The organism is Photorhabdus asymbiotica (assembly GCF_003634575.1).
Taxonomy (GTDB): domain Bacteria; phylum Pseudomonadota; class Gammaproteobacteria; order Enterobacterales; family Enterobacteriaceae; genus Photorhabdus; species Photorhabdus asymbiotica.
In genome coordinates this window covers 248,363-263,955 of the sequence record NZ_RBLJ01000005.1, presented here as the reverse complement: position 1 = coordinate 263,955, position 15,593 = coordinate 248,363, and the positions used below count along the sequence as shown (strand labels likewise).

The following is a 15,593-nucleotide window of genomic DNA, read 5'->3' as shown; positions in this document are numbered from 1 at the left end:
CCTTTTAAAAATTTGGCATTAATGGTATCTATTTTTTCCCCTTTATCTGATATTAACCACTGAAAAAAGCAGATTTTCGAACCTTAAAAAAGGGCAAGTAAAAGAGAATAATCTTGTAAAACGATTCTGATTTCGAGATTTTTTTACTTTTTAGTTAAAAACTCATTTAATGGGTGGTTTTAATTGAATAGTTTCCATAAACCCAATGGGTTTTCCCGTTTTCTGAATCGTATTTAAATTTTCCTATTTTCATTAATATGCTTGGATTTATCATTTATATTATTATTGAATATCACATCAAATTAATTTTTTTAAAAAATCAGTCTGATGTATTATATTTCAGTCTTTTGGTGAGTATGCAATATAAAAAAACAACAATAACCGGCCAAATAAATATAAATATCGAAGTCCATAATGACCAATGCCATACATTGACAACTATAGCCAAACTACATATAAAAATAACAATAATAAGAGGTAAAAAATTAAAAAGTAAGTAAAAAACGTAAACAGATGCTATAGTTGCGGATACTTTAGCTGGAATCTCCCACCATCCAAAATAATCACGGAAAATATAAAAATTTATCAACAATACTTGCATCATACCAACGAAAAGAGAATAAAATATAATGACACCAAAAATAATACTGCACAACTTTATCATCTTGAACCAACTTTACAATATTAGTCTGAATCTAAATCACAACGGAGATTGTGATTCGGTGAAAAAATTAGGTTTTTGCTTACTTGATTAGGTAACAACAGTTGCTTGAAATATTGTGTATTTCTTTAGGTTTCTTACCAGAATGCACTTATACCCTTCATCCTTCAAGTTGCTGCTTTGTTGGCTGCTTTCTCTCACCCCAGTCACAAAGTTATCTATGCTCCTGGGGATTCGTTCACTTGCCGCCGCGCTGCAACTCGAAATTTATTGGGTATATATTGACGCAATATGCTGCTGTATTGTCGAACCTTACAGCCTCAAGCCAGCGATCCTCTTTGAGGATTTTTTTAAAATATCCCCGTAACTTCAGTCAGAGTTACGTAACTGTATACATCTACGTTGGCTGAGAGCCTTGCATTCCAACCAGTTGCATGAGGTTATTGGACTTGTCCTTGTCAGTGAACGCCACTCTTTCAGATGTGCTTTATTCACGTGTACAAAATTGTAGTTTTCAATTAGCGGGTGATACTGCTGAATCTTGTCTTTTGTCGATTTTATTTCTTGATTGATTCTAAGTTAATCACATTTGATAACATTTTTATCAGATGTAATACGACCAGTCAATCAATTATAACGCCCCTTATTCTATATCGAGAGGTTTTACTGCCGGAATTTCTGTTATATTAAATTCCATGAGATAGTGATAAAGCTGGAGATAATTATCTCCTTTACTCCAGCCCAAGTTCTTTTAATTTTCGTGTAATTGTGTTGCGTCCCCAACCTAGCAACCGGGCAGCCTCTTGTTTATGTCCTTTGGTATGTTTAAGCGCACAGTTGAGTAAGGTACGCTCTAATAACGGTAATGCTTCAGATAGTAGATCCTGCTGACCATTTTCCAACGCATTTGTGGCCCAATGAGTAAGTAGCTGCGGCCAAGTTTCCTGCATTGTATTTATAGGTGTTGGACTTGTAAGTATTGTATTGACAGGTATTGTTGTGCCGGTTTCGGTACGATGGAGTTCAAATAATTCAGAGGGTAAATCTTGTACCAATATTTCCTGGCTTGCCGCCATGACTGTCAGCCAACGGCAGATGTTTTCCAACTGGCGGACATTACCCGGCCAGGGTAAACGCATTAAAGCCATTTCTGCGTCGGGATGCAGAATCTTGGTTTCTACGCCCAGTTCTTTCGCGGTCTGTTGTAGGAAATGGCGAGTCAGGCGAGGGATATCTTCTACTCTGTCACGTAGAGGGGGTAATTGCATACGAATAACATTCAGGCGGTGATACAAATCTTCACGGAATTTGCCTTTCTGTACTAAACGTTCTAGATCCTGATGGGTTGCTGCGATGATTCTCACATCCACTTTCACGGGGGCATAGCCGCCAATCCGGTAGAACTGGCCTTCAGCTAATACCCGTAGCAGGCGAGTTTGAATATCCAGTGGCATATCACCAATTTCATCAAGAAACAGCGAGCCGTGGTTGGCTTGCTCAAACCGTCCATGACGCACCTGATTGGCACCGGTAAAAGCACCTTTCTCATGACCAAATAGCTCTGATTCAATCAAATCTTTAGGAATTGCTGCCATATTGAGCGCAATAAATGGCTGATTAGCCCGTGGACTGTGGCGATGCAGGGCGTGGGCCACCAATTCTTTTCCTGTACCAGATTCACCATTAATCAGAACGCTGATAGAAGAACGGGAGAGACGGCCAATGATACGGTAAACGTCCTGCATGGCAGGCGCTTCACCTATCATGTCGGAAACTGGCGTGACTGCCTGCGGGTTTCTGGTTGGCTGATTTTGTTCACGGGAATGGCTCAGCGCTCGCTCCATGAGTGCGACGGCTTCGTCAATGTCAAAGGGTTTTGGCAGGTAATCAAAAGCGCCTTGCTGGTAGGCACTGACTGCGGCATCCAGATCAGAGTGGGCAGTCATAATGATGACTGGCAGTAATGGGTTACTCTGCTTGATATTATTCAGCAGGTTGAGTCCATTCATCCCTGGCATACGGATATCGGAAATCAGTACATCAGGTGTGTTTTGCGCCAGTGCGGTGAGTACGCTGTCAGCATCGGTAAAACAGCTGCATTCCATCCCAGTGCTACTTAATGCCCGCTCAAGTACCCAGCGGATTGAGTTATCATCATCGACGATCCAGATTTTTCCTGGTTGCATAGTCATCCTCTATTTCTTGATCGGTAAGTAGATGGAAAATTCTGTGTGCCCCGGCCAACTGGTAAATTCTATTTTGCCGGAGTGTTGATCTATCAAATTGCGGGCAATGGATAGACCAAGACCGGTTCCGCCTTCATGAGCACTGACCATTGGATAAAATAAGGTGTCCTGTATCTGTGGCGGGATACCCGGCCCGTTATCTGCTACATCAATTCTGGCGGCCAGGCGATAGCGCTTACCATGTAGAGTGATCTGAAAGGCGGTTCGGGTACGCAGGGTAATAGAACCCCCCTGTTTTCCTAGAGCTTGCAAGGCATTACGGGTGATGTTCAGCAACACTTGTTCAATCTGATCAGGGTAGTGAGCCAGTTCTGGCAGGCTGGGATCGTAATCTTTTATCAGTGTCACGTTATCCGGCATTTCCAGTGAGACTAACTGATAGACCCGTTCAGCAACATAATGGATGCTTTGCTTAATTTGTTCGCCTGGGTGTTGTGGCCCAAGTAGTCTGTCTACCAAATGACGTAATCGATCGGCTTGTTCAATGATCACCTGGGTGTATTCCTGTAGAGCAGGATCAGGCAGCGCTCTTGAAAGTAATTGCGCGGCTCCCCTCAATCCACCGAGGGGATTTTTGATTTCATGTGCCAGCCCCCGAACCAATTCCCGTGCAGCTATTTGTTGGGCTTGTTGTACCTGCTCTTGGCTTAACCGGCGTTGACTATCCATAGGCGCCAGTTCCAACAAAATGAACTGTTCGGAAATTGGTTGGGCACTGAGCGACATGATGTGAGAGCGGTTATCAACCACTAATGTCACTTCGTTATCAGTAAAACTCTGGCCACTAACCAGACTGGAACGCATCAATTCTGTATCCAGTGAAAAATAACTAAACAGTACCGGAAGAGGTGTACCAAATAGTTTACGGGCACTCTGAGCTAATAATTGCAGCGCTGAATGGTTGGCATAACGGATCACAAGGTCGGTATCCAGTACCAGCACACTGTTAATGAGTGAGTTTAATATTTGCCCAGTATCGGGTAGATTTTCCGTTTTCATCTGGTTACACTCCTGCACCTTTTTGGTGCACTGTATCATGTTCGAGCGTAAAACCTAGCAAAAGCCTGAACTCGGAAAGAGGGAAAAGGGCCCATCCGGGGATGGGCTAAAGGTTTCACGGCAACAAAAAATGATCAGCAGGAATGGCGCTGCTAATTTACACACTGTAATACAGTTCAAACTCCAGTGGATGTGGTGTCAGACGGACACGTTCCATTTCACTGTTTTTCAATTCAATATAAGCATCAATGGCGTCGTCGGTGAATACACCACCACGGGTCAAGAACTCGCGGTCGGTATCCAGGGCTGCCAATGCTTCATCCAGAGAAGAAGCGACAGTTGGAATCTCTTTGGCTTCTTCCGGTGGTAGGTCATATAAGTTTTTATCCATTGCATCACCCGGATGGATTTTGTTGATAATACCATCAAGACCAGCCATCAACTGAGCAGCAAAAGCCAGATAAGGGTTAGCTGCTGGGTCCGGGAAGCGTATTTCAATTCGGCGAGCCTTGGTGCTTGCCACAACCGGAATACGGATAGATGCAGAACGGTTACGGGCAGAGTAGGCCAGCATAACGGGTGCTTCATAGCCCGGAACCAGACGTTTATAAGAGTTGGTTGTCGGGTTGGTAAACGCGTTTAGGGCACGGGCATGTTTGATAATACCGCCGATGTAGAACAGCGCCAGTTCGGATAGGCCACCGTATTTGTCCCCAGCAAACAGGTTAGTGCCATTTTTGGATAGGGACATATGGCAATGCATACCGGAGCCATTATCGCCAACCAGCGGCTTTGGCATAAAGGTGGCAGTCTTGCCAAAATTGTGCGCCACATTATGCACGACGTATTTGTAAATCTGAGTTTCGTCAGCTTTCTTGGTCATGGTGTTGAAGCGGGTCGCGATTTCATTTTGACCAGCTGTGCCAACTTCATGATGGTGAGCTTCTACGACCAGTCCCATTTCTTCCATTGTCAGGCACATAGCAGAACGTAAATCCTGGGAAGAATCAACGGGAGGCATTGGGGCATAACCACCTTTTACCGCGGGTCGATGGCCTTTGTTACCACCTTCGTATCGAGTCCCAGAGTTCCAAGCGGCTTCGATATCGTCAATATGATAATAAGAACCGGACATAGAACTGCCAAAGCGCACGTCATCAAACAGGAAAAATTCAGGTTCCGGTCCACACAGGACGGTATCTGCAATTCCGCTTGAACGCAGGAAATCTTCAGCACGTTTGGATATGGAACGAGGGTCACGGTCATAGCCTTGCATGGTGCCTGGTTCCAGGATGTCGCAACGCAGGATCAGCGTGGCATCATCAAAGAATGGATCAAGCATGGCTGTACTTGGATCTGGCATCAGCACCATGTCCGATTCGTTAATGCCTTTCCACCCGCCAATTGAGGAACCATCGAACATTTTGCCATCTTCGAAGAAGTCCGCATTAACCTGATGAGCAGGAATGGTCATATGTTGTTCTTTGCCTTTGGTATCAGTGAAACGCAAATCAATAAACTTCACCTGATGCTCTTCAATCATGGTTAAAACATGTTCAGCGGACATACTCGGTTTCTCCTGGTTTGTGTCGGTCTTGATAAAATGGTCGTGATAAGACTTAAAGAAAACACAGCGATATCATTTTTTACCTTAACAAGGCTATTTACTCGTTTGCAAACTATTACGTGTTTGTGAATGAATTGCGAAAAACGTGCCAACTTTCTAACACCTTGCAATATACTGTGTTATGGGTATGCCCATGACGGGATATCCTTATTCTTAGGGAATAAGCACCATATTGGTGCAATTATGTTACTATCGCGCACCATGTTAGTGCATTTGTGCTGAGGATGCGTCTGTTTATGGGCGTGAAAAGGATCACAATTCCATAGGTGCCAAGTTGTTAAGAATAGATTATTGTGATCCTGTTTAGTCCTTCGACTAATGTGTGTACAATAGCGCGCCATTTCTAAATGCCTGAGGCAAAGTTTGTGATCGAAAAATTGCGTAATATCGCCATCATCGCGCATGTTGACCACGGTAAAACCACCCTGGTTGACAAGCTGCTGCAACAATCCGGTACTTTCGGTGACCGTGCGACAGCGACAGAGCGTGTGATGGACTCCAATGATCTGGAGAAAGAGCGTGGAATTACTATCCTCGCAAAAAATACCGCCATTAAATGGAATGACTACCGTATTAATATCGTAGACACTCCGGGACATGCCGATTTCGGCGGTGAAGTAGAACGTGTTATGTCTATGGTTGACAGCGTACTGTTGCTGGTCGATGCCATGGATGGGCCGATGCCTCAGACCCGTTTTGTGACACAGAAAGCGTTCGCTCATGGTTTAAAACCAATTGTGGTCATTAATAAAGTTGACCGTCCAGGTGCCCGTCCTGATTGGGTTGTCGATCAGGTATTTGACCTGTTTGTCAACTTGGGAGCGACTGATGAACAGCTGGACTTCCCAATTATCTATGCATCGGCATTGATGGGAATTGCCGGTACTGATCATGAAGATATGGCTGAAGATATGACGCCGTTGTATCAGGCGATCGTCGATCATGTAGAGCCGCCGAAAGTTGACCTGAATGGCGCATTCCAGATGCAGATCTCTCAGCTGGATTACAACAACTATGTTGGTGTTATTGGGATTGGTCGTATCAAACGTGGAACTGTTAAACCAAACCAGAACGTCACGATTATTGATAGCGAAGGGAAAACCCGGAACGGCAAAGTTGGTAAAGTGTTGGGCCACTTGGGTCTGGAGCGTATTGAGAGTGAGCAAGCAGAAGCGGGTGATATCATTGCGATTACTGGCTTGGGTGAATTGAATATCTCCGATACCTTGTGTGATACCAATGCGGTTGAAGCGTTGCCTCCGCTGGCTGTTGATGAGCCGACGGTGAGCATGTATTTCTGTGTTAACACCTCCCCTTTCTGTGGACGCGAAGGTAAGTATGTGACTTCACGTCAGATTCTTGAACGCCTGAAGAAAGAGCTGGTTCACAACGTTGCATTGCGTGTCGAAGAAACCGAAGATCCGGATGCGTTCCGTGTTTCTGGCCGTGGTGAGTTACACTTATCTGTTTTGATTGAGAACATGCGCCGTGAAGGTTTTGAACTGGCGGTATCTCGTCCAAAAGTTATTTTCCGTGAGATCGATGGCCGTAAACAAGAGCCATTCGAGCAGGTGACGCTGGATATTGAAGAACAGCATCAAGGTGATGTGATGCAGGCGTTGGGGGAGCGTAAAGCGGATCTGCGTGATATGTTACCAGACGGTAAAGGCCGTGTGCGCCTTGATTATGTTATTCCAAGCCGTGGCTTGATTGGCTTCCGTACTGAGTTCATGACCATGACTTCTGGTACTGGTCTGTTGTATGCCACATTCAGTCACTATGATGATATTCGTCCAGGTGAAATCGGTCGCCGTCAGAACGGTGTGATGATTTCTAATGGTCAGGGTAAAGCAGTGGCTTATGCGCTTTACAGCTTACAGGATCGCGGTAAGTTGTTCCTGGGTCATGGTGCAGAAGTGTATGAAGGCCAAGTGATTGGTATTCATTCCCGTTCAAATGACCTGACAGTGAACTGTTTGACGGGTAAAAAACTGACGAACGTGCGTGCATCAGGCACTGACGAAGCGACAACCCTGTCTCCACATATTAAGAAAACCCTGGAGCAGGCTTTGGAGTTTATTGATGATGACGAGCTGGTAGAAGTGACTCCTGTGTCTATTCGCCTGCGTAAACGCTATCTGACAGAAAACGAACGTCGCCGTGCGTATCGCAGTAAAGAGGCATCATAATCTTATTGCGATATTAATGCTTAGGGCGCCAATGGCGCCCTGAGTTTTTTAATTTTAAACAGATAAGATTATTTACCCAGCAATTGGTAGAACGTTGGGTTGTCGTCGCATTGCCCGCCACCACACTCCAAAACGGTAGAGATTAAATTTGCTGTAATTAATAGGACAAAGAACCCAATAAGAATCTGACCGAAAACAGGTGTGTTTCCCTTTTCCTCGGTTGTTTTTTCCAGGCTTTTTAATATCAACATGACGGATATGGCAATAATAGCAATCACTGAGGAAAGAAGCGCCCAAGTATAAAAATGTATACCAAAAAGGGCGGAGCCATAGCCGATATCACCGGGCAGTATATGTAAGAATACTTGCCGGATGGCAATAATCCCGGTCACGATACAGCCAATAAGTGCGATGCCATAATGCGCGCTTTTAATACCAAAGCGTAGATTAAATAAGAAACCAAATCCTATCATTATCATGCCTGTTCGCTGTAGTAAACATAATGGGCAAGGAAGTTCTGAAAGGACTAATTGGTAATAGAAGGCAACGGTAAGTGCAGCACTAATACCAAATAATCCAATGATGTTGAATATCATGCCGTAGCTGGTATTCTGTTTTGTTGCTAATACCTGATTCATCAGATTGTCCCCAGTTAAAAAGATAGATTTAACGAATTAGTTGCATGATGGATAAACCAAGCTACAGTCGTCACCAAAAGAAGACCCCATAGAGCATAACTGGTTTTATACTTTCCATATAGGGTGGTGATAACCGCAAATAATGCGAGTAAAAAAGGCAAAAACATATACATGGTTGATTCTCCTGTTTTCTAAAAACATTTAAGACCTTTCCCTGTAGTAGATTGAGTCCTTCAGGGTAGTGAATTCATCGTACTAAGTTTAGGATCATTTACTTCGAAACAAACGATCAATTATCCAAAAGCAAGTTGTCCATTAAAAGAAACGCTTTGGTGCCATTAATGGGAGTTACTCCCTTTGGTATCGCATTTGAAAACGTACAAGCCTGTATTTATTAAAGCGAATTTTGAATGGTGTAGGGTTTAACCCACTATTCGTATTGTGTTGCTAATAGCAATTGTAGTCAATATTGTTTATGTCTGCCACTATTCAGAAGGATGAGCGTGATTATAATCTTGTGAGAGTTTTAATGAGTCGTTTTTTATTTAATAGTTAAGCAAGAAACGATTAAAAGTGGTGAAGGGTATCTTTGCTTGCAGATTCTACAATTTGACCATTATTGGTAGGTTTGCTTTTAAATGGTTTGGCCTATCTAATTTTCTACAATTCATTCCTCCATACCATTGAGAAGCTATATTTAAATATACATTATAGATGCTCTTTCAGATAAGAAATCATCGGTTGGATGCTCATTACTTATAAAGAAGTTATTCCAGACATTTTTTGGAGAAGTAAATGTTTTTTACCTTATAAAAGAAATCTGGAATGAAAAACCCCTCAGCTGTTTATCGTGAGGGGCTATAATTTTTTAACTATCTCTTTTAGTTTTTACTCATTAAACGCTTCGGTTTCTATATTGTTAGAAACTGATTTAGAGCGGACTTTAGCAAAGAAAACGATGGTGACAACTGCCATAGCTGACAGACCGATAATGACGGAGGTATTCCAGTTTAAAGCAAAACCTTCTGGAGCGAATGCCAGATAGGTGAAGCATACCGCTGTCATAAACATAGCTGGTAAGGTGGTAATCCAATGGAATTTGTCCCGGCGCAGCAGCCATGCTGAGGCAGCCCATAACATGACCATTGCTGTGGTTTGGTTCGCCCAGCCGAAGTAACGCCAGATGATATTGAAGTCAGTTTTGGTGATCAGATAGCCGACAATAAACATTGGCACACTGAGTAATAAGCGTTTAATCATTTTTTGCTGAGGAATATCCAGGAATTCAGCGATAATAAGACGAGCAGAACGGAATGCGGTATCGCCAGAAGTGATTGGCAGAATCACCACGCCAAGGATTGCCAGAATACCGCCGACAGTGCCCAGCAGAGAAGTGGAAACTTCGTGAACGACTAAAGATGCTGTACCTTTATCAATCACCGCCTGTAATGCATTAGTATCTTCATAGAAGCTCAGACCCAGCGTACACCAGATCAGCGCGATAATACCTTCACCAATCATTGCACCGTAGAAAACAAAGCGGCCATTCTTCTCGTTCTGCATACAACGCGCCATCAGCGGAGATTGAGTGGCGTGGAAACCAGAAATAGCACCACAGGCAATAGTGACAAACAGCAATGGCCAAACAGGCAGATCTTTTGGGTTAAAGTTAGTGGTGAAATCCAATCCTTGTGAATAGAAAGGCTTATCACTCATAACTAAACCGACTATCAGCGCGACAGACATAAACAGCAATAATGCACCGAACAGCGGATAAAGGCGGCCAATGATTTTATCGATAGGGACCAGGGTTGCGAGAATATAGTAAGCAAAGATGACACCAACCCAGATGCCAATGTTATCCCAGCCGATAGAATCTTTGAAAAGGTTGTTCAGTAAGCCGGCTGGACTTAGAACAAATACCACGCCAACCAGCATCAACAGGATGACAGCAAAGATGTTCATGAAATGCTTCATGGTCTTGCCCAGTTCATTTCCGACGATGACAGGTACTGATGCTCCGCGAGCACGAACGCTAAGCATACCGGAGAAGTAATCGTGTACTGCGCCGGCAAAAATGCAGCCGAATACAATCCACAGCATGGCGAGTGGACCATAGAGAGCACCAAGAATCGGGCCGAAAATGGGGCCAACGCCAGCAATATTCAGTAACTGAATTAACCAAACTTTTGGGGTGGACATGGCGACATAATCAACACCGTCAGCCATAGAAATAGCGGGAGTTTTTCTTTCTGGGCGAATAGCAAATATCTTTTCTATGAGCTTGCCATATATAAAATATCCAGCTAGAAGAAGTGCAATACAAAGGATAAACCACAACATATACTATAATACCTTACTCTACGTTTTTAATTTGGTTGCTACTTTATCGTTTCATAAGAAAAATACCGTGAAGTAATTCGCTTTTTACTTTTCCACACTGTTTTCTAATTGGAAATACGATTAAAGTAAAAAGTTATTAATTAGCCAGGAGGTGGTTATGCTATATATTCTCGATATGGGTAATGTAATTATTGATATTGATTTTAAAAGAGTTTTAGCTGTGTGGAGTAACCTTAGCGGTACACCTCTTGCAACATTGACAAAAAGTTTCTCTATGGGGGAAATGTTTGAAAAGCATGAGCGTGGTCAAATTACTGATCTGGAATTCGCTGATACTTTATGTCAGGAAATGAGTATTTCACTCAGTTTTGAGCAGTTTACTGCGGGATGGCAGGCTATTTTTATTGATATACGGCCGGAAGTCATTCAGATAATGGAGAAATTGCGTGAAGCAGGGCATCGGGTAGTGGTGTTATCTAACACGAACCGTCTGCACCAGGATTACTGGCCGCATAATTACCCTGAAATTGCGGCGTCAGCAGATTACCTCTATTTGTCTCAAGATTTGGCAATGCGTAAACCTGAGCCTGATATTTTCAAATATGTTCTTGAGAAAGAAGGTTTTTCACCGGATCAAGCCGTGTTTTTCGACGATGTGCTGGAAAATGTGGAAGCGGCCAGTGCACTAGGGATCAAGGGCATTCATGTTGTTGATAGGCAGACAGTACCAGATTATTTCAAAGAGATTGGTTTTTCTGAATAAAATAAGGGATTGTACGGATAATAGAGGGCAATATGCTGATGCTAACCTCTGAACAAGGAAAAATATGATTGCATTAATCCAGCGAGTCACACAGGCAAATGTTGTTATTGAGAATGAAATTGTTGGAGAAATTGGGCACGGTCTGCTGGTGTTGCTGGGCGTTGAAAAGGAAGATGATCAACAGAAGGCAAAACGGTTATGTGAGAAGGTGATAGGGTATCGGATATTCAATGATGAGCAGGACAAAATGAATTTGAATGTTCAACAGGTCGGAGGCAGCTTGCTGGTTGTCTCCCAGTTTACATTGGCTGCCGATACTCAAAAAGGCATGCGACCAAGTTTTTCTGGCGGAGCAAGCCCGGATAAGGCTGATGAATTATATCGCTATTTTGTTGAACGATGTCGCCAAAGTGGTGTAAAAACAGAAAGCGGGCGGTTTGCTGCCGATATGAAAGTCAGCCTAATAAATAATGGGCCAGTTACTTTCTGGTTGCAGGTCTAGAACGAAAAACAGCCAGTAAAGCGCAATCATCCCCGATTACACATCATGATCAAGAGAAAAGGGCAGTTTCTATGTATCATCTGCGAGTACCTGAAACAGAACAAGAACTGGAAGCATATTACCGATTTCGTTGGGAAATGTTGCGTAAGCCGCTGAATCAGCCGGTAGGCTCTGAGAAAGATGGTTACGATACCATGGCTCATCACCAAATGGTCGTGGATGAGAAAGGTAACCCGGTAGCGGTAGGACGTTTATATATCAATGCGGATAGCGAAGGGGCAATCCGTTTCCTGGCAGTACATCCTCATGTACAGGGCAAAGGGCTGGGAAAGCTAATAGCAATGGCTTTGGAATCTGTTGCCCGTCAGGAAGGTGTGAAACGGGTAGTATGCAGTGCTCGTGAATATGCGGTAGATTTTTTCAGCAAATTAGGATTTGAAAATCGAGGGCCAATTACCAGCCCACAAACGACACCAGTTCGCCATTTTCTGATGATCAAACCGGTTGCAACACTTGATGATATTCTTCACCGGCCGGATTGGTGTAATGAACTGCAAAAAGCTTGGTACAAATATATTCCCCTCAGTGAGAAAATGGGGGTGCGGATTTCTCAATATACTGGTCAGAGTTTTATTACCACGATGCCGGAATCGGGCAATCAAAATCCTCACCAAACTCTCTTTGCAGGTAGTCTGTTCTCACTGGCAACGCTGACCGGTTGGGGGTTGATTTGGTTGTTGTTACAAGAACGCCAATTGGGTGGTGATATTATTCTGGTTGATGCCAATATCCGCTATAAAAAGCCTGTTGTTGGCAGGCCAAGAGCTGTTGCCGACCTTAAAAATATGAGTGGCGATTTGGCTCGCCTGGCACAGGGCAGCAAAGCGAGAGTGAAGTTGGAAGTGGCGGTTAGTGGTGATCATGGTGTAGGTGCCGTGTTTACTGGCACCTATATGGTATTGCCAAATGCTTATACGGCTATCGCTTAGATTTCGCAGTGGCATTAAATATGCCACTGGTGGTATTTTTCATGTCAACAGCAGAAATGAAAGGCTGCTTTTATAAGGTTAAGCTTCGTTGAGTACGCGCAACATAAAGGCATCAGGTTTAGGCAGTATGCACGCCATTTTTTGTACCTTCATAACGCTATAGAATACAGATTTTGTGTGTTTATTAGTCTGATAATCTTGATTTGTGTCCACAATAGTCCTACGATAAGGGAGAAAACAGTCAGAAGAGGGGGATACTATGAATACGGCCATATTAAAAGTTCGTGTTCCTGAAGAACTAAAAAATGCGGTAGCGAGAGCTGCTCAGGATAACAGTTTGGATATGTCTAGTTTTGTCCGCCTGGTATTAACCCGAGCGACAAAGGAACGCCACATTCCTAATGCCACAACGCAGGCGGCGATCCGTGAGCTGGAAAGTGGTGGTGGTACAAGTGTAGATACCGTAGATGAATTTTGGGATGAAATTTTTAAATAAAATATGCTAAAAATTCGATATTCATCTGCATTTAAAAAGGATTTAAAACCCTTTCAGCATGATAAATCAGCTATTTCTGTTATTAATACCGTATTAAAACTGCTTGCCACGGGAAAACCACTTCCCCGTGAATATAAAGAGCACTCATTGAAGGGGGATTATATTGGGTATCTGGAATGTCATGGAAAGCCGGATCTCCTATTGATTTATAAGAGAACTGAGCAAGAGGTTTTCTTATATCGGGTTGGAAGTCATGCAAAACTATTTAAGCTGTGATCTCATCCCAAATAGCCCAATTTTTGGGCTATTTGGTGTTACTGGGTGTTTACACGGTTATAGCCTAATAACTGAGCAGGTTTCACAATTTTGTATGGATATCTGCCCTTTATCGATTACTTGAGTTTCTTTGCCTGATTGTTTATCCGTGGCAGTCAATGTACCATCGATAGTACTTTTAATATCATCAGCAGCAAGATCGCCTTGTATCGACAGAGTAAAATTGCCTTTACCCGGTAATTTTAACGGAACCCACTGCCATTGAGGCAAAATTGCTAAATCTGCATCTATTCCCCGGAAATCTAAAGTGAATGGCTTCTGTGCCTGTTGATCGACTGTGCCTTTCACTTTCAGCAATCCATCATCAACAGAGGCATCTAATTGATCAATGATCAGTTTATTGCCCTCTGTGTGTAATTTAAGGTAAGGGCGATGTAATTCAACTTTGTTGAATGTTGCGCTGGTGGCGCTCAGGTTTGAAGAACCGTTCCAGATTCCCCACTCCCCTTCTTTCAGTAATTCCATGTCATTGATATAGCCAGTGAGAGCGGTAAGCTGGAATGGAAAATCGGGATTAATATCAATCAACAAGCTGTTATTAATCGTCAGTTGGTTAATGGAAAATCCGGATATCCATTGAGGCAGTGATTTTTTCAATGACTGATACCAATTTTGTGGCAAGGTATAAGTTAAACCGGCAACCGTTGCATTTGCGATATTGAATTGCTTTGTTTGGTGATTCCATTGAGCTTTGACGTGGAATAATCCCTTTTCCCAACGAGTAGTGAGATTGGTAATACGGAGTTCATTGCCGGCAAGAAGCAGGTGACCAATAGCGTCGGTGAAATGCAGATCATTCAGCGTAGTATCCATGACGTTGAAATCAAGGATGCCCTCTTTTGCTTGCCAGCTCCCGTTAGCCAAGCCGATATTTTTTACTGAGGCATCTAAATAGTTAGCAGACCAGTTTTTACCTTCCAGCTTAGCATTAGTCAGGCTCAGATCTTTGATGCTGATTGCGGGTAATTGACTCACTTTTAACCATAACTCCTCAAATGTCATTGGCGTTTGCCAACGAACATTGCTGATAAGTAAGTTATCCCACTGCCAGCTACCATCAGGCAGACGTTGTCCATTACCCGATATTGAACCTTGTGCCAATGTTGCACCCAGTGAACGGATAATCAGGGTATTCTGCTGGCTATCTCCTTGCATAATGACTTTTGCAAGAGAAATATCATTGAAATTCAGTTTATCAGCACTGAATTGGAATTTTCCGTTGCCTGCCAATTTATTTGATTGCGGGTTCCAGGGAGTGATGCCGCCGGTAATGTTTTGTCCCTGGATTTGCCAGTCTGCATTTTCTGACTGAATAGCCATCTGATTAAGTTGCAGAATATTGGCGCTAAAAGGTAAAGATTGTTGCGGGCCTTTTATTGTTAATTGGCCCTGCTGCAATAACAGACGATGAAAATGACGCGGGGAAGTGAGTTGTTGCCAGTTGAAATCGAACGCTGCAACTTGCGCTTCTAAAGTGAAAGTGTGTTGCTTATTACGAATGACGATATTGGAAAATGCCAAAGTGCCTGGTTGTAACCAGCGATGTTCAATATCGCCGATTTGAACCTGATAACGGCTGTGATGACTAAGCCATTGACTAAGCTGATATGCTCCCCAGTTTGTCTGTATCGCGACATAAATAGTGACCACGGCCAGTATTAGCAGTAATAACAGAGTAACCAGCGATTTTCCTAACCATTTCATCATCAAACCCCAACTTAAGTGGCTAAACAACTTCTTTTTATGCCGTAATTTTCTTGTTCACTCAAGATATGACGCATAAAAGTTAAAAACACGCAGGAGT

The 15,593-nt window shown here is 43.2% G+C and carries 13 protein-coding genes; 6 read left to right on the top strand and 7 right to left on the bottom strand.

The features are described 5' to 3' along the window. Positions 1-1,392 precede the first annotated feature (1,392 nt). The 3 genes from glnG to glnA form a co-directional block, all read right to left on the bottom strand. Positions 1,393-2,847: a nitrogen regulation protein NR(I) gene (gene glnG, locus BDD30_RS20890; protein WP_041381461.1), complete on the bottom strand. Its 1,455-nt coding sequence runs from the start codon at positions 2,845-2,847 to the stop codon at positions 1,393-1,395. A 9-nt stretch (positions 2,848-2,856) separates the two neighbouring features. Continuing rightward, complete coding sequence (gene glnL / locus BDD30_RS20885; RefSeq protein WP_012776372.1) at positions 2,857-3,906, bottom strand: nitrogen regulation protein NR(II); 1,050 nt, start codon at positions 3,904-3,906, stop codon at positions 2,857-2,859. A 157-nt stretch (positions 3,907-4,063) separates the two neighbouring features. After that, entirely contained in the window at positions 4,064-5,473 is a 1,410-nt protein-coding gene (glnA, locus tag BDD30_RS20880) for a glutamate--ammonia ligase (protein ID WP_012776373.1), read from the bottom strand. A 407-nt stretch (positions 5,474-5,880) separates the two neighbouring features. Between glnA and typA the strand changes: the two genes are divergently transcribed. After that, positions 5,881-7,722, top strand: coding sequence for a ribosome-dependent GTPase TypA (typA, locus tag BDD30_RS20875; protein WP_012776374.1), 1,842 nt, complete (start codon positions 5,881-5,883; stop codon positions 7,720-7,722). 68 nt (positions 7,723-7,790) lie between these two features. Here typA and BDD30_RS20870 read toward each other — a convergent pair whose 3' ends face one another. The 3 genes from BDD30_RS20870 to BDD30_RS20865 all read right to left on the bottom strand — a co-directional run bounded on the left by BDD30_RS20870 (position 7,791) and on the right by BDD30_RS20865 (position 10,703). Beyond that, positions 7,791-8,360, bottom strand: coding sequence for a disulfide bond formation protein B (locus tag BDD30_RS20870; protein ID WP_012776375.1), 570 nt, complete (start codon positions 8,358-8,360; stop codon positions 7,791-7,793). A gap of 14 nt (positions 8,361-8,374) precedes the next feature. Then, positions 8,375-8,527, bottom strand: a complete 153-nt coding sequence (locus BDD30_RS24455) for a DUF5993 family protein (RefSeq protein WP_041382636.1) — start codon at positions 8,525-8,527, stop codon at positions 8,375-8,377. Positions 8,528-9,248: 721 nt separating this feature from the next. Then, the gene (locus BDD30_RS20865) at positions 9,249-10,703 is read right to left on the bottom strand and encodes a carbon starvation CstA family protein (RefSeq protein ID WP_012776376.1); all 1,455 of its coding nucleotides are present in this window, start codon (positions 10,701-10,703) and stop codon (positions 9,249-9,251) included. Between the two features lie 157 nt (positions 10,704-10,860). On the opposite strand from BDD30_RS20865, the gene yihX reads away from it, so the two are divergent. The 5 genes from yihX to BDD30_RS20840 all read left to right on the top strand — a co-directional run bounded on the left by yihX (position 10,861) and on the right by BDD30_RS20840 (position 13,729). Continuing rightward, on the top strand, positions 10,861-11,466 hold the full coding sequence (yihX, locus tag BDD30_RS20860) for a glucose-1-phosphatase (RefSeq protein WP_041381462.1): 606 nt from the start codon (positions 10,861-10,863) through the stop codon (positions 11,464-11,466). Positions 11,467-11,530: 64 nt separating this feature from the next. After that, the gene (gene dtd, locus BDD30_RS20855) at positions 11,531-11,968 is read left to right on the top strand and encodes a D-aminoacyl-tRNA deacylase (RefSeq protein WP_012776378.1); all 438 of its coding nucleotides are present in this window, start codon (positions 11,531-11,533) and stop codon (positions 11,966-11,968) included. A gap of 71 nt (positions 11,969-12,039) precedes the next feature. Beyond that, positions 12,040-12,957, top strand: a complete 918-nt coding sequence (gene fabY / locus BDD30_RS20850; protein WP_012776379.1) for a fatty acid biosynthesis protein FabY — start codon at positions 12,040-12,042, stop codon at positions 12,955-12,957. Between the two features lie 259 nt (positions 12,958-13,216). Further along, positions 13,217-13,453: a type II toxin-antitoxin system RelB/DinJ family antitoxin gene (locus BDD30_RS20845; protein ID WP_012776380.1), complete on the top strand. Its 237-nt coding sequence runs from the start codon at positions 13,217-13,219 to the stop codon at positions 13,451-13,453. Positions 13,454-13,456: 3 nt separating this feature from the next. After that, positions 13,457-13,729: a type II toxin-antitoxin system YafQ family toxin gene (locus tag BDD30_RS20840; protein WP_012776381.1), complete on the top strand. Its 273-nt coding sequence runs from the start codon at positions 13,457-13,459 to the stop codon at positions 13,727-13,729. A gap of 57 nt (positions 13,730-13,786) precedes the next feature. On the opposite strand, the gene BDD30_RS20835 is transcribed toward BDD30_RS20840, so the two are convergent. Continuing rightward, entirely contained in the window at positions 13,787-15,496 is a 1,710-nt protein-coding gene (locus BDD30_RS20835; RefSeq protein ID WP_231849162.1) for an AsmA family protein, read from the bottom strand. Positions 15,497-15,593: the final 97 nt, after the last annotated feature.

What these genes read in the sequence shown, in the direction of transcription:
- typA (WP_012776374.1), top strand. Translation starts at nt 5,881, where the DNA reads ATGCCTGAGGCAAAGTTTGTGATCGAAAAATTGCGTAATATCGCCATC.
- BDD30_RS20835 (WP_231849162.1), bottom strand. Translation starts at nt 15,496, where the DNA reads ATGATGAAATGGTTAGGAAAATCGCTGGTTACTCTGTTATTACTGCTA.
- glnL (WP_012776372.1), bottom strand. Translation starts at nt 3,906, where the DNA reads ATGAAAACGGAAAATCTACCCGATACTGGGCAAATATTAAACTCACTC.
- BDD30_RS20840 (WP_012776381.1), top strand. Translation starts at nt 13,457, where the DNA reads ATGCTAAAAATTCGATATTCATCTGCATTTAAAAAGGATTTAAAACCC.
- BDD30_RS20865 (WP_012776376.1), bottom strand. Translation starts at nt 10,703, where the DNA reads ATGTTGTGGTTTATCCTTTGTATTGCACTTCTTCTAGCTGGATATTTT.
- yihX (WP_041381462.1), top strand. Translation starts at nt 10,861, where the DNA reads ATGCTATATATTCTCGATATGGGTAATGTAATTATTGATATTGATTTT.
- fabY (WP_012776379.1), top strand. Translation starts at nt 12,040, where the DNA reads ATGTATCATCTGCGAGTACCTGAAACAGAACAAGAACTGGAAGCATAT.
- dtd (WP_012776378.1), top strand. Translation starts at nt 11,531, where the DNA reads ATGATTGCATTAATCCAGCGAGTCACACAGGCAAATGTTGTTATTGAG.
- BDD30_RS24455 (WP_041382636.1), bottom strand. Translation starts at nt 8,527, where the DNA reads ATGTTTTTGCCTTTTTTACTCGCATTATTTGCGGTTATCACCACCCTA.
- BDD30_RS20845 (WP_012776380.1), top strand. Translation starts at nt 13,217, where the DNA reads ATGAATACGGCCATATTAAAAGTTCGTGTTCCTGAAGAACTAAAAAAT.
- glnA (WP_012776373.1), bottom strand. Translation starts at nt 5,473, where the DNA reads ATGTCCGCTGAACATGTTTTAACCATGATTGAAGAGCATCAGGTGAAG.
- BDD30_RS20870 (WP_012776375.1), bottom strand. Translation starts at nt 8,360, where the DNA reads ATGAATCAGGTATTAGCAACAAAACAGAATACCAGCTACGGCATGATA.
- glnG (WP_041381461.1), bottom strand. Translation starts at nt 2,847, where the DNA reads ATGCAACCAGGAAAAATCTGGATCGTCGATGATGATAACTCAATCCGC.